Consider the following 25,830-nt stretch of genomic DNA (forward strand, 5'->3'; position numbering starts at 1 on the left):
TGGCTTTGTCGCGACTGTCCGATATGGCGGCTGGGCGGATCGACTGGGCGGTGATCGTTCGCGGCTGGGATGTAGTTTTCGGGCACGTACCCTCGATCCACTACGGCCGAGATGTCGCTCTAGGTCGATTTCCTACATCCCAGCCACGTTGGATCTTGGCGAGGGGCGCATTTCTACATCCCAGCCGCTATGGATCACGGCCACGCCGTCCCACTGTTGACCCTGGCCGTGATGCGGGAACGATCTTCCGTCATGCGGACACAGGGCACTGAATTCTTGATCATTTACGGCTGAGGCGTAAATCCCGCCCGACCCGCATGATCAATGACGCGTCAGGTGTAACAAGAGCCGGTCAACGCGCTCCAGAACCGTAAACGATCATGCAGCAGGAGGCCGTTTTTACACCTCAGCCGTAAATGATCACCCCATCGGCCATCGACCAGCCGCACAAGTCGGACAGTCGCGACAAAGGGCGGGAGTGCAGGGGTGAGGGCGCGGGTGCAGGGGTGAGGGCGGGGGTGCAGGGGTGAGACGGTGACTGGGCGGCGGTGATGGATGCGTCGCCCCACTCACCTGGCAGGGAGGCCCCGTCACGTTATGTGACGGGGCCTCCCGGTCTCCCGCGCGAGGAGCGGAGGTGAGATCGACGAGCCCGGGACAAGGTCCTAAAGAAGATCTTGAATTAGGCCTGGTCCTGGACGAGGCCGATGACATTGCCGTCCGGGTCCTCGGCGAGCGCGACGAGGCGTCCGCCGCCGACGTCGCGCGGGTCCTGGACCACCGTCGAGCCGGCGTCCACGAGCCCCTGCAGGCTGGAGTTGATGTCGCTGACGTGCCAGTACGCCGCGCCGGGCGTGGGGCTGTCCGGGACGAGGCCGACGTGCTGGCCGTCTTCGAGGTTCCAGCCGACGTAGTACGGGGAGTCGGCGACGGGGGCCGAGCCGATGAGCGCGGTGAAGCGCGCCTTGGCGGCGTCGAGGTTCTTCACGGGGTAGAGAACGGTCTTGATCATCGGATTCTCCATGGGTCTCATGCTGCCAGGTGGGGCAGCGGCTCATGCCTCGTTGACGGATCGCGCCGGGGAAATGTGACAACCGGTTGCGGAGGGCTGCCGTGAGGTGCATACTCAACCTGTAAGTTGATAAACCGGTTGGTTGAATACACTGGAGGCGCCGTGGACAAGCTGAGTGCGGTGTTCGCGGCCCTGGCCGACCCGACGCGACGGGCCATCCTGGCCCGGCTCGCGGACGGCGACGCCACCGTCAACCAGCTGGCCGAGCCGTTCCCGATGAGCCTGCAGGCCGTCTCCAAGCATCTGAAGGTGCTGGAGCAGGCCGGACTCATCACCCGGGGCAAGGACGCGCAGTGGCGTCCGTGCAAGCTGGAGGCCGCGCCGCTGCGCGAGATCTCCGCCTGGGCCGAGCAGTACCGGCGCTTCTGGGATGAGCGCTACGACCGGCTCGACACCTATCTGAAGGATCTGCGACCGGGGCCGAAGCCCCCTTCCGAAGGAGAAGTGAGATGAGCGGGACCGACACCATGACCGTCGAGGTCCAGGGGGACACCGAGATCGTCATGACCAGGCTCGTCGACGCGCCGCTGGCGCTGGTGTGGGAGGTGCACACCAAGGCCGAGCACCTCAAGCACTGGTGGGGCCGGGGCCACGAGATGGACGCCGAGCTGGACTTCCGCCCCGGCGGGACGTGGCGCTTCGTCGAGCACGGCCCGGAGGGCGAGCGCTGGGCGTTCCGCGGCGAGATCCGGGAGATCGTCGAGCACGAGCTGATCGTGCAGACCTTCGAGTGGGAAGGGCTGCCCGGGCACATCTCGGTCGAGCGTCTGGTCTTCAGCGAGAAGGACGGCAAGACGCTGCTGACCGGCACGTCGACGTTCGCCAACCGGGAGGACCGCGACGGGATGGTCGCCTCCGGCATGGAGGGTGGCGCCCGGGAGTCCTACGCGGCGCTGGAGGCGTACCTCAGGACGCTCAAGAACTGAACGGCACTGAATAGTATCGATGGACAAAGGGCCGGGGCGGGCGTGCAATCACTGGTATGGATTCCAGCGATTCGCGCGCCGTACCCCGGCCCACCCGTCGCACGCTGCTGGCCGCGCCCGCCGTCGCCGTCGCCGCGGCGACCGTCGCCCCGAGCCTGTCCGCCACTCCGGCCGCCGCCCATCCGGGCCCCGGCCTGCCGATCCAGAACCAGAACCCCGACCGCGAGCTGCGCGACCTGCTGCGGCAGATCGACCCGCACCGCATCGAGGCGACCGTACGCCGGCTCGCCGCCTTCGGTACCCGCCACACACTGTCCAGTCAGGATGATCCGGTACGCGGCATCGGCGCGGTCCGAGACTGGATCTTCGACCAGCTGTCGGCGTACGCGAGTGCGTCGGGGGGTCGGATGACGGTGGAGAAGCAGTCGTTCGTGCAGCCGGTGGCGTCTCGCATACCGACGCCGACCGTGATCACCAACGTCGTCGCGACCCTGGCCGGAGACGGCGATCCGAACCGGGTCTACGTCCTGTCCGGGCACTACGATTCGCGCTGCACCGACGTCATGGACTTCACCTCCGACGCCCCCGGGGCCGACGACGACGCGTCCGGCGTGGCCGTCGTCCTCGAACTCGCCCGGCTGTTCGCGACCCGGCGTACCGAGGCGACGATCGTGCTCGCCGCCGTCGCCGGAGAGGAGCAGGGACTCTACGGTTCGGGGTACCTGGCCGCGCAGATGAAGGCGGCGGGACTCGGCGTACAGGGGATGTTCACCAACGACATCGTCGGCAGTTCCACCGACGAGAACGGCCACCGGGATCCGCGTACGCTGCGATTGTTCGCCGAAGGCGTGCCCACGGCCGAGACACCCGCCCAGGCCTCGACCCGCCAGGCGGTCGGGGGCGAGAACGACTCCCCGGCGCGGCAGCTCGCGCGGTTCGCGACGGCGGTCGCGCAGAACCCGGCGACGGACATGAACCTCCGGGTGGTCTACCGCCGCGACCGCTACCTGCGCGGCGGCGACCAGATCTCCTTCCTCACCCAGGGCTTCCCCGCGGCCCGCTTCACCGAACCGGCGGAGAACTTCGCCCACCAGCACCAGGACGTACGCGTCGTCGACGGCGTCCAGTACGGCGACCTGCCGGAGTTCTGCGACTTCGGGTACATCGCCCGGGTCGCGAAGGTGAACGCGGCGGTCCTCTGGTCACTCGCGCAGGCGCCCGGTACGCCGCAGGCCGCCACGATCGTCACGACGGACCTCACCAACAACACGACCCTGCACTGGGCCGCCTCGACCGCCGCCGACCTGGCCGGATACGAGATCGTCTACCGGGAGACCACGGCGCCGGACTGGCAGTTCGTGCTCCCGGCCGGAACGGACACGTCGATCCGGATCCCGCTGTCGAAGGACAACGTGTTCTTCGGCGTACGCGCGGTGGACACGGACGGGCATCGCAGCCCGGTGGCCTTCCCGGTGCCGGGCGTCTAATCCTTCGCGACCGAGCGCTCGACCGGCCTACCCTGGGCGGCGTGGAGATCACACTGCGCGCCGCCCGGTCCGGCGAAGCGGCCGAGCTGACCGAGCTCGTCCTGCGGTCCAAGGCCCACTGGGGCTACGACCAGGCTTTTCTCGACCGCGTACGCCCGGAGCTGACCGTGCGCCCGGACCAGATCGCCAGCACCGTGGTCGCCGAGCGGGACGGCCGCCCCGCCGGCCTGGTGACCCTCCTGGGTACGCCGCCCGAAGGCCATGTCGACCTGCTCTTCGTCGACCCGTGGGCGATCGGCACCGGCGTCGGCCGCCGGCTGTTCGAGGACGCCGCCTACCGCGCCCGCGCGGCCGGATTCGTCTCGCTGCTGATCGAGGCCGATCCCCAAGCCGAGGAGTTCTACCTGCACCTCGGCGCCGTACGCATCGGGGAGTCGATCTCGTCGTCCAGCGGCCGGTCGCTGCCCCTCTTGCGTCTGACCCTTTCCTGAACCCTTGACCCTCGCAGATGCGAGGCTTTTGCGCCGATAATCGATCCGGCGTACCTTCGTCGATCCGCCGTACCCGCGCAGCGTGCGGCATACAGTGGGCCAGTGCCTCGCAACCCCCTCCCCGCCGGGCCCCTCGGTTCCGCCGGCGGATCGGTCTGGACCCGATTCGTGCCGGCGCAGCCCCGTCCGCTCAGCCTCGACGAGATCCTCACCAAAGCCGTCGACCTGGCCGACCTCGGCGGCCTCGACGCCGTCACCCTCCGCAAGGTGGCAAGCGAGCTCGACGTCCGGCCGATGCGGATGTACACCTTCATCGACCGCAAAGACGACCTCATCGAGCTGATGGTCGACCGCGTCATCGCGGAGATGCTGCTGGACGAGGTGCCGGCCGACTGGCGTACCGCGCTGCACGCGATCACCCGGCGCGCCCTCGAAGTCGGCTACCGCCACCCCTGGCTGATGACCGCGGTCACCCTCGCCCCCGCGATCGGCCCCAACTCCGTACGCCAACGCGAACAGTCCCTCGCCGCAGTGGCACCGCTCGGGCTGGACCGGGAGCGGACCTCCGCACTGCTGGTGGCCGTGGACGCGTACACCATGGGGTATGGGACCTTCGAACTCGCGGAACGGGCGATGCGCCTGCGGGACGGGCTCGGCCAGACAGAATGGCTGGCATCGGCCGGAGCCTACTTCTCCAGCCTTCAAGGGGGCGAGGAGGCCGGCCGGCTCGGAGCGCCGGGGCTCGCGGGGCAGCGGGGAGGGTTCCAGGCCGGGTTGGACTGGCTGCTCGACGGGTTCATCCGGGCGGTGTGACGCGGCGCCTTCCCGGCGTGTTCCCAGAGTCGGGGCTGGTGGCGGCGTGGCGGGGATACCGATTCGGTGTTGTCCAGGGGACCTGGTAATCTTTGTCGGTCACTGAGCCCCCGTAGCTCAGGGGATAGAGCACCGCCCTCCGGAGGCGGGGGCGCAGGTTCGAATCCTGCCGGGGGCACTTTTAATCTATGAACCCAATTCGCATTTGTGCTGCTAGCGGGCTGCTTACCGGCCCGTGCGTACTTTCCCTATCCTGAGCCCGCATTGGGTTTAGCTGGTCATAACAGGTACCGTGCGCGCAGGTTCGATCCATACCCTCGGCGGTCAGCGTTCATGATCGATCGTTAGTTGTGCATGACGAGACCTGCAGCAGGAGATGAAAGCTCACCACCGCCGCGAGGACAGCATCGGTCAGACAGGGCCAACCAACACCAGCCCAGCTTCCAGCTCGAAATCGTCGCGGTTCCCGGCGAAGAGGGAAAGGCGCTCGCCCGGGTTCAGCGAGCCGCCGTCCTTGATGCGCTCATGTGGGCCGCAGCAGATCGCGGATGGCGAGAACGGCCGAAAAGCCACCAGCAGACGAACAAGGTGCCCAATAGCAAACCGTATCGATAGGCGAGGCTATCCACGTAGGATGTCGTGACGCGGATGCGAGGGGGCGCGGTGGACGATCGATTGGCGGATCTGGCGCGGTCGTCAGCGAACTTCGGGCGCCTGTTTGGGTATCAACCGTTGCTCGCGATGTATGGAGCGCAGGCCGAGGCTGTAGCGTTCACCGACGCCAATGCTGCGCTGGTACATATGCGACAGTTCGGTGAGGTCTTGGCCGAGGAGCTGATCACCCGCGCAGGTTTGAGGGTTCACGGGGATCTCCAAATTCATCGGCTCGCCGTGCTCAGCAACGCAGGCATGCTGACCCCCAAGATTCGGGCCGCATTCGACACTTTGCGCACTTCTGGCAACCAGGCGGCGCACCGGCATGTGTTCGACACTGCTCGTGCGCTTGAGGCTATTCGGCTGGCGTGGGAGCTGGGGGTGTGGCTGCACCGAGCGCTGTCGGGCGACCGCACAGTGGAGGGGTTTGTTCCTCCCGCTGAGCCGGTGGTCACAGATCCGGCGGAGTTGTTGCAGCTGCGGCAGACGTTAACACGGGACCGCGAGGCGCTGGCCGAGTCGAAACTGCGGCTGGGCGATGCGGTCGATCAGGCGCAGGCGCACGAGCGGGCACTGGTCGAGGCTGAGTCACTAGTCGCGGTGTCTAGGGCTCTGCATGAGGAGTTGCGAGCTCGCAACGAGGCTCTGTTGGCGGAGCTGGAAGGATTACGGGCGGCGCAGCGGGTCGCATTCGCTGCGGTAAAGGAGCAGCCAGCCCGGGTCTCGGCCGCTATACGGGAAACGATGGTCGAGCGGGCGACTCTACCCGCCCCGCTGACCGAGACGCAGGCACGCCGAGTCATCGATCAAATGCTCGCCGATGCAGGCTGGATCGTTCAGGACGGGAAGGATCTCAACCCCCTGGCCGGGCGAGGTGTCGCGGTCCGGGAGTTCCGGCTCGTATCTGGACCGGCGGACTATGTGCTGTATGTCGACGGCATGATTGTCGGAGTCATCGAGGCAAAGCGGGAAGGCGAGTCATTGACTGCCGCCCAGACGCAGAACGCCCGCTACGCCCAGGGCGTATTGAAGGAACATTCCCTAGCCGTGTGGAGCCGTGACGAACCCCTGGCGTTCCGCTATGCCACCACGGGTACCGAGACGATGTTCTTGAACTGTCTCGACCCGCATGCGCGCAGTCGCCAGGTGTTCTCGTTCCACCGGCCCGAGACAATCGCCTGGTGGATGCTCCATGCCCAGGAACACCCTGAGGCACCCACGTACCGGGCTCGGTTGCGAGCGTTGCCAGTGCTGGAGACTAGCGGGTTGCGGCCGGCGCAGATCGAGGCGATCACGGGGCTGGAGGCTTCTCTGTCGCGCGACATGCCCCGTGGCCTGATCCAAATGGCGACCGGCGCGGGCAAGACGTTCACCGCGGTGACTGAGGTATATCGGCTTCTCAAGCACGCCAGAGCCAGGCGGGTCCTGTTCCTGGTCGACCGCAACAACCTTGGCCGCCAGGCCCTCGGCGAGTTCCGCAACTACGTCCCGCCAGACGACGGGCGCAAGTTCGGTGAGCTCTACAACGCCGAGCGCCTCGCCGGTGACGCAGTGCAGGATTCGTCCAGTGTCGTGATTTGCACGATCCAGAAGATGTACGCCCTGCTGCGCGGCGAGACGATCGCAGCCGACGACGCAGCCGACGACGCCGAAGACACCACTGGCATGGCCGCCAGCGATGAAGCCTACGCCGCCGAAGCGCCAGTCGAGGTGACTTACAACCCGCGTGTACCACCGGAGTCATTCGACCTGATCGTCGTGGACGAATGCCACCGGTCGATCTACGGACTCTGGCGTGGGGTGCTGGACTACTTCGACGCGCACATCGTCGGCCTAACCGCGACCCCGACCAAGCAGACCCTGGGGTTCTTCCATCAGAACCTGGTCTCGGAGTACACCTACGAGATGGCAGTGGCCGACGCGGTCAACGTCGACTTCGACGTGGTTCGCCTGTCGACGAAGATCGGCACCGAAGGTTCGCTGATCGACGAGGGCACCACCGTCAGGGTCCGCAACCGGGCGACCCGTGCCCAGCGCTACGAGCAGCTCGACGACGATTTCATCTACACTGGGCGGCAGTTGGGCCGGTCTGTCATCGCCGAGGACCACATTCGCACGGTGCTCACCACGTACCGCGACAATTGGCGGGCCTGGTTCCCCGGCCGGGACGTGGTGCCCAAGACGTTGATCTTCGCGGCGGACGACAACCACGCCGAGGAGATCCTTCAGCACGTCAAAATCGTCTTCGGCGAAGGCGACGATTTCGCCACGAAGATCACCTACAGGGTCCGGGCCGCGGGGAAGAACCCCGACACTCTCATAAACGACCTGCGCCATAACCCCGCTCTACGGGTCGCGGTGACCGTCGACATGATCGCCACCGGCACCGACGTCCGCGCCCTCGAATGCGTGATCTTCATGCGCGCTGTACGCAGTGCAGTGCTGTTCGAGCAGATGAAAGGCCGCGCTGCCCGCACCCTTGACAGCGACGAACTCCGCGAGGTCACCCCCGGCGCCGGACCTGACGTGGCGAAGACTCGCTTCATCCTGCTCGACGCTGCCGGCGTCACTGACTCCCGGCTCGTGGACGCCAAACCCCTCACCGCAGCGAGCGAGAAGCAGATCAGCCTGGACAAGCTGCTCCAGAAGTGCGCCAGCCTGTCCATCGACATCACCGAAGCCGCGACCCTCGCTGGACGGCTATCCCGGCTCAACCAGCAGATCACCCCCGCAGAGCGCAACGAACTCGCCAACGTGGGCGGGCTCACTATCGCCTCACTCGCCCGGCAGATCGTCTCCGCTATCGACCCTGACACGCAGGAACAAGCCCAGCTTATCGGCGGAAATCCCGCCGCCCGGCGGCTCGTTGCGCAGGCCATCGCACCGCTGACCAGCAACCCAGCGTTTCGAGCCCGGATCATGGAGATCCGCCGCGACCACGACATCACCTACGACGCCACCAGCACCGACGAGATCACACGGCTCGAACTCGTTCCACGGGAAGAACGTGCCGCGTCCGTCGTCGGGTCCTGGCGCGCTTACCTCGAGGAGCACCACGACGAGATCACCGCGATCCAGGTTCTCAACAGCAGGCGGGGTGGCGGCAGGGATGCCCTAGCCAAACTGGGCGAACTCGCCGCCCGCATCCGCCGTCCTCCATTCACCTGGACCCCTGCGATCCTCTGGGACGCCTACGAAACCCTCGACACGGCCGTAGCCTCGCCAGACGGCGACGCCGGACTGCCGGATCTCGTTAGCCTCATCCGCTATGAACTCGGTCTCGACAGCGATCTACGGCCCTACCGTAGCGTTGTCGAAGAACGCTTCGCCGGCTGGCTGCTTCGCCAGGAACAGGCCGGAGCCCGCTTCACCGCTGACCAGCGATGGTGGCTGGATCACATCCGCGACACCATCGCCATCGGGGTGGGTATCACGGTCGAGGACATCAATGACATACCCTTTACCGAGCGCGGGGGCCAAGCCGGACTAGTCAGACAATTCGGTGGTAAAGACCGCGCCCGGAACATAGTCATCGAATTGGATCGAGAACTAGCTTGAGCGAAGGACTGCCGGAGGGTTGGGCTCGCGTCAAACTGGGCGACATCTTGCTCGGTATCGAAGCCGGAAAGTCGTTCACCTGCGAGCCGCGGCCCGCAAACTTCGATGAGTGGGGCGTAATCAAGGTCAGCGCGATGACCTGGGGAACATTCAAAGAGGATGAGAACAAGGCACTCCCTAGCCATCGCGAGCCTGACCCCCGGTACGAGATCCGTCCTGGCGACATCCTAGTTAGTCGAGCCAATACCGAAGCATACGTCGGTGCCCCGGTGTTAGTTGGCGAGTGCCGCAGACGGCTGCTCCTTTCAGACAAAAGCCTACGTCTAAAGCCCGCATCAAATATTGACCCACGGTGGCTCGTATACGCGTTAGCGTCGCCGACTGTTCGGCGTCAGATCTCTGCGAAGTCCACGGGCGCCCAGGAGTCGATGCGAAACATATCTCAGAGTGCGCTCGCCGACGTCGAACTTCTGCTGCCGCCCGCCGTCGAACAGAAGCGCATTGTTGAAGCAGTTGAAGATCATCTGTCGAGGCTCGATGCTGCCGAAACTGCCGTGGTGGCCGATCAGCGTCGAGCAGTGATGCTTGCAAAGCGCATCATCATTAGTGCGGTGCCCCTTCCTGCTCCGGAACATTGGCAAGTGGTAACAGTCGCGGAAGGAGGTGCAGTCGATCTCGGTCGGCAGCGTCATCCTGACTGGCACACCGGCGATAGTATGCGGCCGTATCTCCGCGTAGCCAATGTCTTCGAGGATCGCATCGATGTGGATGACGTTATGGAGATGCACTTTCCGGATGAACTTTTTGAGCGGTTCCGCCTTCGCATAGGCGATATTCTGCTTAACGAGGGTCAAAGTCCTGAGTATCTTGGGCGACCGGCAATGTATCGCGGATTGCCACGCGACGTCGCTTTTACTAATAGCCTCTTGCGGTTCCGGGCGAACGACGGTGTCGACCCAGAGTGGGCCTTACTTGTCTTCCGGCGCCATATGCACGCCAGGAGGTTTGTCGAAGAGGTCCGCATCACGACAAACATCGCCCACTTGTCGGCGGGTCGCTTCAAGTCGGTCGAGTTCCCGATCCCGCCAATTCATGAGCAACTCCAAATCGTCGCCTCCACCAAGGAACTGCTCAGCGGTGTCGATCGGTTGGCTGCGGCTCTGGCGAAGGCCCGGCAGCGCGCTGTGCATCTTCGCCAAGCGCTGCTTGAAGCTGCGCTGAAAGGTCAACTTGCGAAGCAAAATCCCTCAGATGAGTGTGCGCGTGAACTTTTGGAAAAAATCGAGACGGAGCAGCGGGGCACTTCGTTGTCTCGACGTGGCGCTAGACGATCACCCGTTTTGGCACCGAGAAAGCCTTCTGGGCAATCGGCCGGGTTTCAGGAGGAGTTGCCGCTATGAACGGCGAGACTAGCGTGATGACAGCTCAGGCTGAGACAAATTCCCTGGTAGCAAAGCTGTGGAACTACTGCACCGTACTGCGTGACGATGGCCTTTCCACGATCGACTATGTGGAGCAGTTGTCGTACTTGCTCTTTCTCAAGATCGCGGATGAGCAGTACCGAAACGACCTCAGCGACGCCCCGAAGCGGATCGTCCCCGAAAACTTGGACTGGTCATCGCTGATCGCAAAGCAGGGGGAAGAACTCGAACGCCACTACCGACATGTCCTTATCGAATTGGCCAAGTATCCTCATACAAACTTGGGGACAATCTTTGCGAAGGCTCAGAATAAGATCGCTGATCCTGCGAAGCTGCAGAAGCTCGCCGTTGATCTTATAGGCAGGCAAGAATGGGCTGCGGCCGGGATAGACATTAAGGGCGATGCTTACGAGGGCCTATTGGCCAAAGGTGCTGAAGACATCAAAACTGGCGCAGGTCAGTACTTCACGCCCCGGCCCTTGATCGAAGCCATAGTCGAGGTGACTGACCCGACCCCGGACGACACGATCCTTGACCCAGCGTGTGGTACGGGCGGCTTTCTCATTGCTGCTCACGCATATATCGCTAACCGTCACAAGGGACACATGACCAAGGCACAGCGCGAGCGCCTGTCGAGTGGTGCGATCCGTGGCGTGGAGTTGGTGGCTGGAACTGCGCGTCTCGCGGCGATGAACATGCTCCTGCACGGCGTCGGCGCTAGCGACGGTCCTTCATTGATCGAGGTTCGCGACGCCTTGGCCAAGCAGCCGACCGGCGATGAGAGGGTGTCGCTCATCCTCGCCAACCCGCCATTCGGAAAGAAGTCGTCCATCACCGTCTACGGCACTGATGGCCGCCTAGATAAGGAAGATATCTCCTACGATCGCACGGATTTCCGCTCTACGACCACCAACAAGCAGCTGAACTTCGTTCAACACATCATGTCGGCGCTGAAAGTTGATGGTCGGGCGGCTGTGGTTCTACCCGATAACGTTCTGTTTGAGGGCGGGGCGGGAGAAGCCATTAGGCGCAGACTCCTCAAGGAATTTGACGTCCATACTCTGCTTCGCCTGCCGACGGGCATTTTTTATGCTGGCGGAGTCAAAGCTAACGTGCTGTTCTTCGATAAGAAGCCTCCGCGCACGGACGGGCAGCCGTGGACATCAGCACTATGGGTCTATGACTTTCGGATCGGGCAGCACTTTACTCTGAAAACTAAGCCACTGCGCCGAGCGCACCTCGATGATTTCGTGAGCGTCTACCGACCCGGCAAACCCCGCAATGAGCGGGTCGAGACGGACCGATTCTGCGCGTTCTCGGTGGAGGAGCTACTCAAACGAGACAAGGTCAACCTCGACATCGCCTGGCTCCAGGACCCGGCTCTCGACGATACGGACAGCCTCCTTCCCCCAGGAGCGATTGCACGCGAAATCGTCGACGATCTAGAGGCTGCCCTTGCGGAGTTTGCGGCGATTGCCGAAGCTCTTGGTGAACCGGTGCCCGATGGGACGGGGGCCTAATACGGTCGCCAAGACCGTGCTTTGCAGCGGACCATCAGCGCGATCAGGGCAACGCCTGCTCCTCGGTCAGCCCGCGACGGATGACGTGCCATCCGTCAGGACGACGCTATCCTCATCGACATGAGCCGCGCATACCTAGTTGTTCTCGGGCATCGCGACGCGATCCGCTGGGTCTTGCAGCATCAGCGGATGGCGTTCCCCGCCACGCCTCGCGCGGAGGTTCGCGCACTTGTTCCTGGCGACCGGCTCTTCCTGTACACGACGCGCAGCGCATGGAACAGTCCGAGCTTAGATCGAGGCCGGGTTATCGGGACTGCGATCGCCACGAGCGCTGTTCGTAGTCTCGACGATCCGGTCGAGATCGCCGGAATGACGTTCGTTTCTGGGTGCACACTGCGGATCTCTGGTGTCGCGCCATATCGAAGTGGGCTAGAGCTGCAACCGCTCGTCCACTCGATGGATGCGTTTCCCAAGCCGGAGAGCTGGAGCGCCTACCTACGGCGCACTCTCTTGGAGCTGAGCGAGGCAGATGCCAAGTTGATCGATGAGCGCCTGGGTGAACTACTGGTCGACTACGCGACTGGGCTCCGTACGTACCTCAATTGATGTGGTGGCGGCCGGAGGCCCGACAGCCATCGCGGGACTACAGAAGATTCGCCGGCGCAGGCGGGATGAATTAGTACCCGAGCCGGGCTCGTCACTCGAGAGCGACCCGGATCAGATCGGTGAGCACCTTCAGATCGCCGCGGCTCGGAGTGCATGAAGGTAGGTCGGGTAGTCAGTGATCAGATCCGAAGCGATTCGCTTTCCAAGCAGCTCCTCTGCGGCCTGGTCGATGAGTATCCGCCCTAGCCGACCGTTGCCATCGATGAACGGCTGGATTGAGACCAGCCCATGTAGAAACCGGGCCAGAATCTGTAGGACTGTACGGGTGTCGCTGGTGACGGCCTCCGCGTAGGCGGTCCGCTACCAGGCAAGATGCTCGATGATTGGATCTGGAACTTCGTTCGGAGGCGGTGGCGCCAAGCCGTCCGTAGATCGCCCGTACGTCCAGGACACTTCTCATACCTGGCCACCGATGCGGTGTCGCAGGCCGGACGCTTCCATGAGCGTGCGGTGGAGGAGGCGAAGGTTCCAGACGTTCAGCTGAGCGACTGCGGAGCGAGCCTCAGCGGCCACCAGGTCATTCGGCGCCTTGTCGATCATCATTCGCAGCACAGCGTCTCGTTTACGGGCGTTGACGAATGCGACCTGTTCCTCGGCGGTCATCGGGCGGCGAAGGTATTCAAGCCGGAGCCCGTAGCCTAGCGGCGAATCAAGAAGCGACCGGATTCGCTCCAGGTGATAGAGATGGTCTATGTCCCGGTTCTCGCCGAGGAGCGTCCGGCGCTGACCGGTGGTCAGCTGTTGGTTGACAACAAACACCAGCCCGTGGCTTGGGCTGCGGACACACCTACTCGATCATGGTTATACTTGCCTTGATCTCCGCGAACGACGGCTGGGTCGGGGGGAAGTAGACCGCGACGACCATGAGCTGTCCTCGGTAGCGGACCAGGATGTCCTTCTTGCCGTCCGGTCCGTCCAGCGTTGCCTGCGGATCAACCTCGGTATAGCCGTCCAGTTGGAGCAGGTCGGCAGCCAGACGTTCGGCAACGATGGGGCCGCAGCGCCAGTCGCGAAGCTCAATCTCCGTCGTCACGGGGATAGACTATGGCTGAGGGAACCCAATTGCGTTGGTTGCCGCGCTGCGTGTGCGGGGCGCCTTTGGGCCGCGCCCCGCACAACGGTTCACGTCGTGCGTCGCCCCAGCGCCGCAATGGCCAGGACAGGCCCCTGAGCAGTGTGAATGCGGTTCGGGTTGTGCCACATCGGGTCGATCGATTCGAGTTCGCCCGATATCTCTGATACGGGCTAACTCGAATGTTAGTCCGCTGCTGACTACGACAGTGACCAGGAACTGCTGATGATCGCCACGTCGCCAGGCGCATCAGGACGTTCCCATGTTCGACGGGACTCGCCGGGGGCACCACTTCTGAGCTGCAAAAAGAGCCTCGACCAGGAAATCCGGTCGAGGCTTTCGGCTATCCGTCCGGCTGTCACCGGCTCGGTCCACCCGTGAAAGGCGGACTGCCGCACCCCTCAAGGAGTGCGGCAGTCCGTGGTCTCACGACCAGCTACTTCACGGCCAGCGGTAGATCCACGTGGTGGCGACGGTCGCGGTCTGGTCCGGACCGGACACCCCGGGGTACGCGTACGCGAAGTGGTCGAAGACGCCGTCCACGTCGACGACGACGTTGGTGGTGCCGGCCGCGTTGTAGACGTTGACGGCTCCGCCGCCGAGCAGTGCCGCGACGCTGTTGGGCACGGTCTTTCCGGCGGCCGGGTTGACGTTGCTGGCGGTGGGACGGGGCGACCCCGACGGCCACACGGTGAGGTAGGTGGCCTTGGTTGGAGCCACCGCGGTCACGTTGAGTGCGAGGGCGCGGCTGTCAGCGCCGGCGATGGCGGCCGGAACGGAGACGGTGCCGGTCGTGTTCGCCGCCAGTGCCGACGTCAGACCCAGGCCGGTACGCGAGTCCACGATCCGCGTGGGTGCTACGGGCCGGAACCGCAGGCCGCCGGGGATCTGCGTGGCGTCGTACTCGCCCATCAGGTCGATGATCACGTCCACCGGACCGGAGGAGAAGTTCTGGAGCGTGAGCTCGGCGGCGTGCAGGTGGTCGCCGCAGATCGAATGATCGGAGAAGACGAACGCGCAGTCGCCCGTCGGGACCGTGGCCATGTTGGCGACGGTCGAACCGCGTGTGAAGTTCAGTGTCGAGGCTTCCGGCGCGAATGGCGAGCCGTTCCACGCTGTCAGGAAGCCGGGCGCCTGAGCGCCGGTCGCAGTGATGTTGACCGCGGCGGCGCCCGCGTACTGGAACTGGCCGAGGTCGAACATGACCGTGATCTTCTCGTGGGCGGCGAGGCTGTGCGTCGACCGCGTGTCCAGCAGCCGGGTCGGCGCGGCGAGCGGGCGGTAGCCGTAGCCGATCTGGGGGTAGCCGTCGGTGACGTAGTAGCCGGCCACGTCGGCGATCACGTGAACCGAGCCGGTGAGGTTGTAGAAGTTCACCGTGCCGTCCGGCCCGATCGGCACGGTGACCTGGTTCGCGCCGGTCCATCCGGCGACGAAGTTCAGGTTGGACGCGGTGGGACGCGCCTGGCCCGACGGGTAGACGGTCAGGAAGCTGTTGGCCGTGGCCCCGGTGACGGTCACGTTCATCACCACCGCGGACATGCCGGAACCCGGCAGCCCCTGGGCCCCGGCGACCTTCACGTTGATCGTCTTGTTCGCGCCGACCGCGCCCGACGCTCCCAAGCCCTTGCGGGTGTCCAGAATCCGTAGCGGTCCCGCCGGCCGGTACGTGCCGGCAGTGCTGATCACCGCGGTGGCCCACAGCTGGGAGCGGCGCTGGCCGCCGAAGGACTGATCCGGCACGACGAGACTGGCGGTGATCGACTCTGCCTGGGTCGGCGCGGCCGTGATCGACACCGTGCAGGTCTGCCCGTACGCGAGAGTCGCGTGGGAACAGGTGTCGGCGGTGATGGAGAACATGCCGTTGGGGTCGTTCTGCAGGGACGCGGTGCCCAGGACGTCCGGTGTGACCCCGGCGCCGGTGATGGTGATGGTCTTCGGCGAGCTGTGCCTGCCGACCGGCACCTCGCCGAAGAGTTGTTGCACCGTGGAGCGACCGGCGATGTATGGACGGGTCGAGGCGAATCGCAGTTCGCCCTTCACCGGGTTGGCCGGGGCGCCCATGTTGGAGAAGCTGATGGTCGCGGCGAACGACGTGAGAGACCCGCCGCTGTAACTCGCTTCCAGCACGTTCAGCGTTCCGCTGGTTCCGCTCAGGGAGGTGCCGATCGCGCCTGCGAGACTCGCGTGCGTCACATCGGCGCTGCCCGCCACGGCGTAGGACGTCGCTGCCTGGAACTGGGCGCCGGTGGGCGGTTGAAGATACAGCCAGTAGTCCGGCGTATCCGGATTGATGGGGCCGGTGAACGTCAACCCTGCCCCGTTGGGCGTGATGGTGAAGCCCGGGGTGTTGTTGTCGTCGATGAGGGTCTGGCCTTCGACCATCAACGATGTGCCGGGCCCGCCGTCAAGCTCGAGAAGGTTGTACGGCGCCGCCGGAACAGCCGGCGCGCTCGCGGCCGAGGCTGTGACGGGCGAAATGACGAGCAGGCCGGGGATGGCAAGCACCGCGGCGAACGCGGCACGAATGCGGCGCAAGAGGGCCTCCGGTCGGAAGGGAGCCGGCTCGGGGTGGGAGCCGGGAGATCGGCCCGGTGAGACTATCTGCCGCGTGGCGGGTGACGACAGGACGATCGGGACGGAAAGAGCGGATGCACGGTTGGCGTTTCCGGTTCGCGGATAACCTCCTCAGCGCCTTCCGCCTGACCGTAGCGTGGCACTTGCGGCCTGTTCGGCCGCCCAACGTCAAGATCCAGGAAGAGGCGAAAACCTCATGCCGCGTACGCTTGTCAATGGAACCTCGCCGTTGGACACGGTTCGGGAGGTTGTTCAGGGCACCGCCGCAGACCGTGTCTTCGGCGCCCCGATCATGCAGGACGGTCTCACCGTGTTGCCGGTCGCGCGGGTCAGCGGCGGCGGCGGAGGCGGTGGTGGCACCGGGCCCGCGGCGGAGGATGCCGGTGACGACGCCGTGGCCAGCGGATTCGGTGGCGGCGTGGGGGTCGCGGCCAAGCCGCTCGGCGTCTTCGTGATCAAGAATGGCGATGTGCGCTGGCGGCCGGCGGTGGACGTCAACAAGGTCATTATCGGTGGTCAGATCGTGGTGGTGGCGGCGTTGCTGACGGTCCGCGCGATCATCAAGGCCCGGTCGCGGGGCTGACGCGTCAGCGGAACGGCGTACCTTTGGATTCGACGGTCAGGGTGTCGTAGCCGAAGTCGAGCCGGAACCAGCCGCCCCGCGCCGGGATCACCGGGACGCGCGTGTCGTACACCGCGCACAGCACCGACAGCAGCAGCGGGATCGTGTCGCCGTGTGAGCAGGTGGCGACGCGCCGCCGCGGGTTGCGCTCCGCGATCGTCAGCAGCGCCCGCAGGCCGCGGCCGCCGGTCCAGGCGCCGCCGAGCGGTTGCGCGAAATCCGCGAGTACGCCGTTCACCCAGGCCTCCGGCCCCGGTACGCGATCCACCTCCCGCAGGTCGTCGAGCACTTCGACGGGTACGGATGCGGTCTCGGCCAGCGGTTGTACGGTCTGGCGGCAGCGCACGGCGGGGCTGGTGTAGATGGCGTCGACGTTCCCGAGGCTCTGGGCGAGTGATTTGGCCTGCTCATGGCCGGCATCGGTGAGCGGGCGCTCGTCGTGGCTGCCCCGCCAGCCTTGGCGCGGAACGGAAGAGCAGTGCGGAATGAGCTCGACCGTGAGGCCGGCGAGGTGGGTCATCACCGTAGGATCATGCGCCGTCACGGGGTCGGATCGCTAGACGTCCCAAGGCTTGAGGCGGTCGAATCACGTGAAGGGCCCGGCCGGGGCGTACCCGGCCGGGCGGATGAAGCGGTGTCAGTGGATCTCGGTGGCGGCCGGCAGGTTGCCGTCCGACCAGCTGGAGGCGAGCAGGGCCGTGTAGCTGCTGCGTACGCCGTTGGTCCAGGATTCCTGGGCGAGCGCGACACCCGTGGCCGGGTCGATGATCAGGCGGGTCTCGCCGGCCGAGCCGAAGTCGCCGCGGTGCCGGATCGCCACGCCGAGGCCGGAGCGGCCGGTCGCGTCGGTCACGATGCCGAGGTTGGTGATCCCGGGTACGCCGGCCAGCATCCGGTACGCGGCTGAGCGTACTTCCGGGGTGGCGGGGAGATCGAGGACGAGGGCGGCGGCGGCGTAGAAGAGGTACTGGGCCTGGTCGCCCTCCAGGCGCTCGCCTTCCCAGGCCAGGAGCTTGGCCTTGAGCTGGTCGGGCTGGGTGGGCAGGGCGGCGATGGCGGCCGCGGACCGGCCCTGCCCGGCGAGCAGGAAGTTGTTCTTGGCGGTGTGGCCCTGCATGTCGCGGCGGGTCCACTTGTTCTGCGTGGCGTCCCAGAAGTAGCCGGCGCTCGGCGCGCCGTTCACTGTGGCCAGCCACTGCTCGATGGTGAGCGCGGGGTGGTCGGCCTCGCCGACCTCGGTGCGGAAGACCCAGTAGCGGCCGGTGTGCGCGGTGGCGGTGACACTGGATTCGGCGGCGACCAGCAGCCAGTCCGAGGCAGTCTTCGGCTGGGCCGCGGCGGGGGACGAGGCGGAGTTGGCCGCGGTGGGGGCGTGCGGGGAGTTCGCCGGCAGGGTGGCCACGGCCACGCCGACGGCGGCGACTGCGGCCAGGGCGCCACCCGCGAAGGCGAGGCGGCGGACCGGCGGCGTACGCCGGGCGGCCGTCTCCCGCGGGTACGCCATCAGCGCGGTCGGGTCGGCCGGCTGGGTGTCGGCGGTGAGACGGGCGGGGCGCGCCTCGGTGAGGGTGCGGAGCGTGTCGCGGTGCGTGCTCATCGGCTGAACTCCTTGCTGACAACAGAACTGACAACAGAACTGGCGACGGAACCGGCAACGGATTTGGCGGAACGGCGCTGCGGGAGCGGCGGCTGGGCGAGCGCCTGCTGGAGACGCTTGCGGGCGCGGTGCAGGCGGACGGCGTACGCGGCGGTCGAGCAGCCGACCACCTTGGCCGCGTCGCGGGGACGCAGGCCGTGCCACGCCACGAGGGTCAGCAGTTCCCGGTCCTCCTCGCCGAGCTGGGCGAGGGCGGCGAGGGTGGCGGCCTTCTCGGTCACGCCCTCGGCCACGTCGAGGTACGCCTCGTCCACCCAGGTACGCAGTTCCGCCGCGAGGGCGGCCTGCCGGATCTCGGCGTGGTAGCGCTGGCGTACCACGTTGCGGGCCACGCCGAGCAGCCACGGCAAAGGGGTCGGGGGGACCTCGGCGAGTTTGCGCCAGGCGACGAGGAAGGTCTCCCCGGCCACGTCGTCGGCGAGGTCGCGGCCGACCCGTCCGACGGCGTACGCGTACACCTGGTGGTGATGCTCGTAATAGATTGCCGTGAATTTGTCCTCGGGCGTCACGGAACGCTCCTTCTCCTCGAAGGGGTGTCGTCAGCAGGTAGTCCGAGAGCGGAGGTGGTTATTACACGCGATCGGTCAGTTTTCGAGAAGTCTCAGATCGCCGCCGTCTCTAGGATGAAGATGATCTAGACGAGCGTGCGAGGGGGAATCAGCGTGGCCGAGGCGAAGAAGAAGGCGGCGTCGTTCGAGGGTTTCAGCGACGACGAGCGGGCGGCGATGAAGGATCACGCCACCGAGCTGAAGAAGTCGGCGCGGCGCGGCAAGGACAAGGCGGCCGAGGCCGAGGCCGCGGCGCAGGACGTCGTCGACAAGATCGCTGAGATGCCCGGTCCGGACCGGGAGCTGGGCGAGAAGATCCACGCGATCGTCACGAAGAACGCACCCGGCCTCGCGCCCAGGCTCTGGTACGGGCAGCCGGCGTACGCGAAGGACGGCAAGGTGCTCTGCTTCTTCCAGCCCGCCTCGAAGTTCAAGACGCGGTACGCGACCCTCGGCTTCAGCGACGAGGCCAACCTCGACGACGGTGCGATGTGGCCGAGCGCGTTCGCCCTGACGAAGCTGACCGCCGCCGACGAGAAGCGCATCGCCGAGCTGGTGAAGCGGGCGGCGAGCTGACGCTCAGCGGATCTGGTTGATGCGTACGTGGTTGCCGGCCGGGTCGCGGAAGGCGCAGTCCCGCAGTCCGTACGCCTGCTCGGTCGGCTCCTGCAGGACGTCGGCCCCGCTTGAGCGCAGGCGTTCGAAGGTGGCGTCCAGGTCGTCGGCGGCCAGCACGATCGTCGCGTAGCTGCCCTTCGCCATCAGCTCGACGATCGTGCGCCGCTCGTCGTCGGTGAGGCCGGGATCGATGGCCGGCGGGGTCAGCACGATGGAGGTCTGCGGCTGGCCCGCCGGGCCGACAGTGATCCAGCGCAGTTCGCCGTAGCGGACGTCGTTGCGTACCTCGAAGCCGAGCGCGTCGCGGTAGAAGGCCAGCGACTTCTCGGGGTCGTCGGCGGGCAGGAACGTGTTCTGGATGATGACGCTCACGCGAACAACCTACGACGCCGCGACGCCGTCGCGCCTGCGGATCGGGCGCATGACCTGTTTGACCACACATGTCGGCAACCCGGCGACGTTCTCGTCGACGGCCTTCCGGTACGCGCTCGGCGACATGCCGACCAGTTCGGAGAAGCGCGTACTGAAGGTGCCGAGGGAGGAGCACCCGACCGCGAAGCAGACGTCGGTGACCGACAGGTCGCCCCGGCGCAGCAGGGTCATCGCGCGCTCGATCCGCCGGGTCATGAGGTAGCTGTAGGGCGATTCGCCGTAGACGGCCCGGAACTGCCGGCTCAGATGCCCGGCCGACATGTGCGCACCGGTCGCGAGCGCCGCCACGTCCAGGGGCTGCGCGTACTCCCGGTCGATCCGGTCGCGCACGCGCCGCAGGGACGCGAGCTCACGCAGGCGCGGATCCGGGCTGGTCACGGCGCCAGTCTACCGCTGCGGCTCGGCCGCACGTGTGTGCGCCGAACGTGATTGCGGGGGGCCTGCGTCCCGCGAGGACCGGATCGGCCACACGTGTGTGCGCCGAACGTGATTGCGGGCGCCCGCGTCCCGCAAGGAATTATGGAATCGCGGCACCGGATTGCCGGTGCCGCGATCCCCACACCTGTCAGGCTTCGGGCCCGCAGGCGTACCGTCCGGTCAGTAGCGCTGGTCCTGGGGAAGCAGGATGCAGACCAGCGAGCAGGCCGTGGCGGAGGAGGGCGCGGACGTGGTCGGCGGGAAGTTCGCCCCGCCGTAGCTCGCGCTCGCCGTGTTGGTCAAGGGCAGCACCAGCAGGAACGTGGAGCAGAAGACCTGCTTGCTTGCCCCCGGCGCGAGCGTGAACGTCCCGGCCGCGCTCGCACAACCAGGCGCCACGCTGTCGTTGACGGTCACGTTCGTCGCGGCCACCTGGCCGTTGTTGGTCACCGTGATCCGCCAGTACGCGTTGCCCAGCAGACCGAGCAGGCCGGCTGGAGAGTTCTTCACCCAGGGTCCGGGGCCGCTCGGACCGCAGTGCGAGGCCCGCAGGTCGGCGCAGATCTCCTTGTTCACCGAGACGTCCGGCCGGCAGTTCTGGCCGGGCGCGATCGGCAGGTTCACCGTGTTGGAGGTCAGCTGGCCGCCCGGGTCCTGCCCGGTGCCGGTGTTGCTGACGGCGGTGACGCTGCACGTGGTGCTCAGCGTGGTGCGGAAGCAGACCTGCGGTGCGTCCCCGGTGTACTCGACGACCAGCGACGGCTGGTTGCCGCCGGTGAAGTCGGCCGTGCTGAGCAGGACGAGCCGCGCGTTGACCGTGATGCTCGGCTGGGCCGCCGGCGAGATGCCCGACAGGTCGAGCGTGCCGTCCGGCGCGAACGCCGGAGTGGCGAGGACGTTGCCGCCCGGGTCGGTCACGGTCGCGGTCGACGCGCCGAGATCCACATTGGACAACGTGATGTCCGTCAGCCGCGCCTTCGTGTACGCCTGCGTGTGCGGCTTGCCGTCGCAGTAGAACGCCCCCGGGTTCAGGGTGACCGACGCGCCGCTGCGGATGCACGGCGTACCACCGGTCGCGGGGTCCACCGAGAACAGATAACCGGCGTCGCCGAGCCCGACGAGGCACTCGGTCGTCGCGTCGTACGCGTACCCGTAGTCGCGGGTGGCGCCGCCGTTGACGGTCGGATGCGTCTTCGGGAACGGGAAGCCGGCGCAGATCGCGGCGGAGGTCCAGTCGTAGCAACCGGTTCCACCGGCCAGGCTGCCGCCCCAGAAGGGGAAGTAGCTCTGCAGGTGGCCGTTCGGCGCCGTCACCGTCTCCGGATTGAACGTCAGTACGCCGTTCGGCAGCGCCCCGAACACCGGTGCGGTCAGCGCCGACCCGTCGAACGCGAAGCAGGTCACCGCCGGCGTCCCCCCGTTGTTCGCCGGTACGCACGCACCGTTGGGCGTACCGGCGGTGGTGTAGGAGGCGAAGGCGGAGTACGTGGAGCTGCTGGCCGGTCCGGCGATCTTCGGAGTCGCCCAGCCCGTGCAGGCGGCCGTGGTCGCCGGGTCGAAGCAGCCCAGCCGGGCGGGACCGCCGGACGGCGACGACGAGATGAAGACGAGCCCGTTCGCGGTGGCCACCGACCCCTGGTAGAGGCCGCCGTTGCTGGTGGGGGTCGCGACCGGCGCGTACGGCTGGCTGGGGCAGGGCGTCAGCGCCGCCAGGTTGAGGCAGAGCACGTCACCGGTCGTCGAGGCGCCGTAGAGGTTGCCGCCGACGTTGACGAAGCCTTCCAGCCCGGTCAGGCCCGGCGTCGAGGCGCGGCTTTCGAGCTCCACGTAACCGCAGTTCGCCCTGGCCTCCAGGTCGAGGCAGGCCGCGCCCACGCCGGTCGAGGTCACCGCCGGGTAGTAGACCCGCTCGGGATGGGCGGGATCGCGCGCGTACACCGGCTCCAGGGTGCTCTGGATGTTGCCGGTGCTGCCGGTGCCGAGCGGGCCGGGCGTGGTGTTGACCGGGCGCGGCCAGGGGCCGCCGGCGCACAGGGCATTGGTGAGCAGGTCGACGCAGACGAGCTTCGCGTTCGCCGCGGCGAGATGGTGGTACATGTTCCACGACTCGACCGCGCCGTTCTGGTCGCGGTAGATGATCGGGGTGAAGCCGTCGCCGCCGGTCGCGGTGGCCGTGGTCTGCACGGGCGGCAGCAGGAAGTGCGTGAGGTTGGTGCCGCCGTCGCGGGCCGTCGGGTTGGTCGCGCGGACGGCGGCGACGCCCGAGGCCGGCTCGGTGCCGGTGAACGTCGTCCCGTCCGTGGACCAGGCCGGTGACCAGCCCGGGGGAACTTTGAGTGAGCCCGGCACGAACGATTGGCCGGCCTGCAGCGCGTCCGTGATCGTCGCGGAGCCGGGCGTCGCCTTGTCGTCGTACGCGAGCGTCCAGTTGATGACGTCCCCGTGGTTGGCCGGGTCGGCGCCCGGGGACGTGACGTTCTGGGCGGACTTCGTGAGTGTGCTCGCCTCGGCGAGGGCCAGTGCGGTCGCGGGCGTGGGAGCGGCCAGCGTCAGCGTGACCAGGAGGCCCGTGGCGAGGAACGGTATGGGTCGCATGGGCTCATGGGATCCCACAATCGCCTATGAAGTAAGAGTGTGAATGCGTGAATACCTCTATCGATAGACCGTTCATCCACGATGTGAATGCGAAGGCTGCAGGCCTTCACCTATGACCGAAGGGCGTCTCTGAGCGACTACCGAGCTTTGGTGACGATCTCGCCGAGGTGACGCTGATCAACCTTCTGGTTCGGGGGCGCCTTCCTGACGGTGACACCACCGAGAAGCAAAGCGCGAGGTTGAGCACGCGACGGCTGTCCACGGTGGCCATCGGCGAGGTTGGCGTCAGGCCTCCGAAGTGCCTGCTAAGAGAACGGCCAGCTCGGAGGGGGTCGGCGATCAATAGTCCTTTACTTGACAGGTGAGAGCGTGCTTAGCTGAATGCCGTCACCGTGACGCAACTGCGGATCATGCTGTCTGATTGGTCGAACAGGTCCGAGCCTCCACGGTGGAACAATTGCTGATCTGTGCTGTAGCGCGACCCCGAAGGACTGTGAGATGCCGGCACCAAGCAACAACGAGACGATCCGTCAAGTCGGCACGATAGCCAATGCCCTGCTGAAAGACTACGCCAACTTGATCGACACTTCCGATGTGTTGAATCAAAATGACGATGAGAAGCGCCGCGCACTACTGACCCGCTGCCTGGCGGCTCTCGTAATCAAGGATCGTGTCGGCTGTGACGAAAAGGTGGCGGCTAATTCGATAACCGACGGCGGCCAGGACTTCGGCATCGACGCAGTAGGGATAGTGCCGGGAGTCCCTCGGCTATGGCTGGTGCAGACAAAGTGGAATGATAAGGCTGAAGGGCGCCTCGGCGAGGGCGATGTCATGTCCGTCGTGGACGGTCTGAAGCGTATAGATCATCAAGAGTACGAGAGATTCAACTCTAAGCTTCAGAGGTTTGCAGAACAGATCAAGGCTATTCACAATGATCGCTACTGTCGAATCACCGTTGTATTAGCGGTAATGCGGAAGGACCCTCTCCACGACAACATCTTGAAGCGTTTGGATGAGGTAAAGCGGGACTTCAATCAGCATGGTGATTTTTTGGATTTCGAGATCGTCACCATCCGCGAGATATGGGACATGGTGCGGCGAACTGCAGCCGTGGCTGAAATTTCCCTATCGATCGGTGTCGACCGCTGGTTTGACGTGAGCACGCCCATGCGAGCTGTCAATGCAGTCGTACGGGCGGGCGACGTCGCTGAATGGTACCAAGACCACGGTAACCGTCTCTTCGACAAGAACCTCCGAGAGTCACTCGGCGTGACGCAGGTGAACGCCGAAATTGCCAGGTCTCTGAGGGAAGAGCCCGCCGATTTCTGGTATCGGAATAACGGAATTATCATGCTATGCGATCAGCTGCAGTTGCACCCGAACAGCCGGAGCGCGCCGCATGGGCCTGCAAGAGTAGATGTTCGGGCGGCAAGTATAGTCAATGGCGCTCAAACGGTCGCTGCAATCGCACGCGCTGTATCGATTGATTCGATTGCGGCGCAAGGTCTGGTGGGAATTCGGATCATCGAGAGTACGGACGCCGAGGTCGGCGCTCAAATAACTAAGGCAACGAACACGCAGAATCATGTTGAGCGACGTGATTTTGTCGCGCTTGATCCCGCGCAGATTGCCATTCGGGAAGACTTCTCTCTGAGTCTCGACCTTACCTATTCAATTCGCCGTACCGAGTTCGAGCCATCGCCGGAGAGTGGTTGTACGGTCCGCGAGGCTGCGATCGCGCTTGCGTGCGCCAATGCAAGCGTTGATCTTGCGTGGCGGGCTCGCCAAAGCGAGGAGCTCCTTTGGGAAGAGGGGCCAAAGGGGGCGTACCGTCAGATCTTTGGAGTGCGGCCCACAGCGATACAGATTTGGAATTCCGTGCTGCTGCTTCGCTCGGTAAGGAATGCGCTCCATCAGCGTCATGCTGACTTGAAAGGCCGCGCGCGAGCGGTGGCAGAGCAAGCAAATCTCATCATTGCCCATATCGTTTTTCAGCAGATCGGCCGAGATGGCATTGATAATGGTGAGGATGACTGGAAAGCCGTGCTAGATCAAGTTCCGGCCAAGGTTGACGAGGTGTTGTGTTGGCTCATGTTTGAGCTGGACTTGAAGTATAAGGGCGCCTTTCTGGCCACAACTCTGGGAAATGGCGACAGCTTGCGAGAGATTGTTAGGCTTGTATCGCGCCACTTCTCGGCGGGCGATGCCGTGCCGGATCTGGCTGATGGGTACCGGCCGGCCTCACCAGCTTCTAAGAAGCGCCAAAGAAATGCGGTGCCAGTATTGATCGATGCTGGTCGAATTAAAGATGGAACTTCGCTGCTTTTCGCTGCAACCACCGGCCCGGAGCGCGAGGCGATGCGTGCTTGGCTAGCAGAGGATGAACGTCGTGGACTCGCAACATGGGTGAACAGTCGTACGCAACCGCTGCTCTGGGCCATGGACGGAAAACGTTACTCGCCTTCGGGCCTTGTCATGCACATGTGGGAACTTGCGGAATGGAATGCGGCTCCGGTAGCGGCGCAAGGGACGTCGCGATGGCAGATTCCCGGCGAAGGAACCCTTGCCGGCTTGGCGAAGATAATCCTGCGCGAATCCGGCGTATCAACGGATGATGAGTCAGCCGTCTAGCCTGCTGGGAGCGCCAATATCGATAGCGCAGGGGCACGCTCTCGCGAGTGGCC

General features: G+C 65.5%; 22 protein-coding genes, 1 tRNA gene and 1 pseudogene. 13 read left to right on the forward strand and 11 right to left on the reverse strand.

The features are described 5' to 3' along the window. Nucleotides 1-682: 682 nt before the first annotated feature. Nucleotides 683-1,012 carry a VOC family protein gene (locus G401_RS0117860; RefSeq protein WP_157545834.1) on the reverse strand — a complete coding sequence of 110 codons (330 nt, stop codon included), beginning with the start codon at nt 1,010-1,012 and terminating at the stop codon, nt 683-685. Between the two features lie 162 nt (nt 1,013-1,174). Here G401_RS0117860 and G401_RS46480 point away from each other — a divergent pair, with 162 nt between their 5' ends. The 10 genes from G401_RS46480 (at nt 1,175) to G401_RS0117915 (ending at nt 12,548) form a co-directional block, all read left to right on the forward strand. Then, nucleotides 1,175-1,525: an ArsR/SmtB family transcription factor gene (locus tag G401_RS46480; RefSeq protein ID WP_157545836.1), complete on the forward strand. Its 351-nt coding sequence runs from the start codon at nt 1,175-1,177 to the stop codon at nt 1,523-1,525. Next, nucleotides 1,522-1,998 (forward strand): SRPBCC family protein, encoded by a 477-nt coding sequence (locus G401_RS0117870; RefSeq protein WP_051366791.1) that lies wholly within the window; start codon nt 1,522-1,524, stop codon nt 1,996-1,998. The genes G401_RS46480 and G401_RS0117870 overlap by 4 nt, the downstream gene beginning before the upstream one ends. A gap of 56 nt (nt 1,999-2,054) precedes the next feature. Beyond that, the gene (locus G401_RS0117875) at nt 2,055-3,485 is read left to right on the forward strand and encodes a M20/M25/M40 family metallo-hydrolase (RefSeq protein WP_027343589.1); all 1,431 of its coding nucleotides are present in this window, start codon (nt 2,055-2,057) and stop codon (nt 3,483-3,485) included. A 41-nt stretch (nt 3,486-3,526) separates the two neighbouring features. Beyond that, nucleotides 3,527-3,976: a GNAT family N-acetyltransferase gene (locus tag G401_RS0117880; RefSeq protein ID WP_245601760.1), complete on the forward strand. Its 450-nt coding sequence runs from the start codon at nt 3,527-3,529 to the stop codon at nt 3,974-3,976. Nucleotides 3,977-4,078: 102 nt separating this feature from the next. Next, the gene (locus tag G401_RS52880) at nt 4,079-4,789 is read left to right on the forward strand and encodes a TetR/AcrR family transcriptional regulator (protein WP_157545838.1); all 711 of its coding nucleotides are present in this window, start codon (nt 4,079-4,081) and stop codon (nt 4,787-4,789) included. Nucleotides 4,790-4,895: 106 nt separating this feature from the next. Then, nucleotides 4,896-4,967 (forward strand) — tRNA-Arg (locus tag G401_RS0117890). Nucleotides 4,968-5,452: 485 nt separating this feature from the next. After that, nucleotides 5,453-9,001 (forward strand): DEAD/DEAH box helicase family protein, encoded by a 3,549-nt coding sequence (locus tag G401_RS0117895; RefSeq protein ID WP_027343591.1) that lies wholly within the window; start codon nt 5,453-5,455, stop codon nt 8,999-9,001. Continuing rightward, nucleotides 8,998-10,401 (forward strand): restriction endonuclease subunit S, encoded by a 1,404-nt coding sequence (locus G401_RS55910; RefSeq protein WP_169734205.1) that lies wholly within the window; start codon nt 8,998-9,000, stop codon nt 10,399-10,401. The genes G401_RS0117895 and G401_RS55910 overlap by 4 nt, the downstream gene beginning before the upstream one ends. Further along, nucleotides 10,398-11,942 (forward strand): type I restriction-modification system subunit M, encoded by a 1,545-nt coding sequence (locus tag G401_RS0117910; RefSeq protein WP_245601762.1) that lies wholly within the window; start codon nt 10,398-10,400, stop codon nt 11,940-11,942. Before G401_RS55910 ends, G401_RS0117910 begins: the two co-directional genes overlap by 4 nt. Before the next feature lie 120 nt (nt 11,943-12,062). After that, entirely contained in the window at nt 12,063-12,548 is a 486-nt protein-coding gene (locus G401_RS0117915) for a hypothetical protein (RefSeq protein WP_034592105.1), read from the forward strand. 129 nt (nt 12,549-12,677) lie between these two features. On the opposite strand, the pseudogene G401_RS58590 reads toward G401_RS0117915, so the two are convergent. From G401_RS58590 to G401_RS54110, 4 genes and pseudogenes are all read right to left on the reverse strand, one after another. Beyond that, nucleotides 12,678-12,869 (reverse strand): annotated as a pseudogene (locus G401_RS58590) (Fic family protein); the annotation flags it as partial. A 135-nt stretch (nt 12,870-13,004) separates the two neighbouring features. Then, complete coding sequence (locus G401_RS0117920; RefSeq protein ID WP_027343596.1) at nt 13,005-13,367, reverse strand: hypothetical protein; 363 nt, start codon at nt 13,365-13,367, stop codon at nt 13,005-13,007. Between the two features lie 28 nt (nt 13,368-13,395). After that, entirely contained in the window at nt 13,396-13,641 is a 246-nt protein-coding gene (locus G401_RS0117925; protein WP_027343597.1) for a hypothetical protein, read from the reverse strand. A 480-nt stretch (nt 13,642-14,121) separates the two neighbouring features. Next, a complete protein-coding gene (locus G401_RS54110; protein WP_157545842.1) occupies nt 14,122-16,218 on the reverse strand; it encodes a hypothetical protein in 2,097 nt (698 codons plus the stop codon). Nucleotides 16,219-16,486: 268 nt separating this feature from the next. Between G401_RS54110 and G401_RS0117935 the strand changes: the two genes are divergently transcribed. Next, entirely contained in the window at nt 16,487-16,840 is a 354-nt protein-coding gene (locus tag G401_RS0117935; protein WP_027343598.1) for a spore germination protein GerW family protein, read from the forward strand. A gap of 4 nt (nt 16,841-16,844) precedes the next feature. Here the strand turns inward: G401_RS0117935 and G401_RS52890 are convergent, their stop codons facing one another. From G401_RS52890 to G401_RS46500, 3 genes are all read right to left on the reverse strand, one after another. Further along, on the reverse strand, nt 16,845-17,399 hold the full coding sequence (locus G401_RS52890) for a histidine phosphatase family protein (RefSeq protein WP_051366793.1): 555 nt from the start codon (nt 17,397-17,399) through the stop codon (nt 16,845-16,847). Between the two features lie 117 nt (nt 17,400-17,516). Further along, nucleotides 17,517-18,476 carry a CU044_5270 family protein gene (locus G401_RS0117945; RefSeq protein WP_027343599.1) on the reverse strand — a complete coding sequence of 320 codons (960 nt, stop codon included), beginning with the start codon at nt 18,474-18,476 and terminating at the stop codon, nt 17,517-17,519. Then, a complete protein-coding gene (locus G401_RS46500; RefSeq protein WP_051366794.1) occupies nt 18,473-19,045 on the reverse strand; it encodes an RNA polymerase sigma factor in 573 nt (190 codons plus the stop codon). The genes G401_RS0117945 and G401_RS46500 overlap by 4 nt, the downstream gene beginning before the upstream one ends. A gap of 216 nt (nt 19,046-19,261) precedes the next feature. Between G401_RS46500 and G401_RS0117955 the strand changes: the two genes are divergently transcribed. After that, nucleotides 19,262-19,660: an iron chaperone gene (locus G401_RS0117955; RefSeq protein ID WP_084557351.1), complete on the forward strand. Its 399-nt coding sequence runs from the start codon at nt 19,262-19,264 to the stop codon at nt 19,658-19,660. 3 nt (nt 19,661-19,663) lie between these two features. Here G401_RS0117955 and G401_RS0117960 read toward each other — a convergent pair whose 3' ends face one another. The 3 genes from G401_RS0117960 to G401_RS0117970 form a co-directional block, all read right to left on the reverse strand. After that, nucleotides 19,664-20,074 carry a VOC family protein gene (locus tag G401_RS0117960; RefSeq protein WP_027343601.1) on the reverse strand — a complete coding sequence of 137 codons (411 nt, stop codon included), beginning with the start codon at nt 20,072-20,074 and terminating at the stop codon, nt 19,664-19,666. A gap of 9 nt (nt 20,075-20,083) precedes the next feature. Further along, on the reverse strand, nt 20,084-20,512 hold the full coding sequence (locus G401_RS0117965) for a helix-turn-helix transcriptional regulator (protein ID WP_027343602.1): 429 nt from the start codon (nt 20,510-20,512) through the stop codon (nt 20,084-20,086). A 219-nt stretch (nt 20,513-20,731) separates the two neighbouring features. Then, nucleotides 20,732-23,146, reverse strand: coding sequence for a DUF7617 domain-containing protein (locus G401_RS0117970; protein ID WP_027343603.1), 2,415 nt, complete (start codon nt 23,144-23,146; stop codon nt 20,732-20,734). Nucleotides 23,147-23,644: 498 nt separating this feature from the next. Here G401_RS0117970 and G401_RS54790 point away from each other — a divergent pair, with 498 nt between their 5' ends. Beyond that, entirely contained in the window at nt 23,645-25,777 is a 2,133-nt protein-coding gene (locus G401_RS54790; protein WP_084557314.1) for an AIPR family protein, read from the forward strand. The last annotated feature ends 53 nt before the right edge of the window (nt 25,778-25,830 follow it).

The sequence above is a fragment of the Hamadaea tsunoensis DSM 44101 genome (genome assembly GCF_000428945.1).
Taxonomy (GTDB): Bacteria; Actinomycetota; Actinomycetes; order Mycobacteriales; family Micromonosporaceae; genus Hamadaea; species Hamadaea tsunoensis.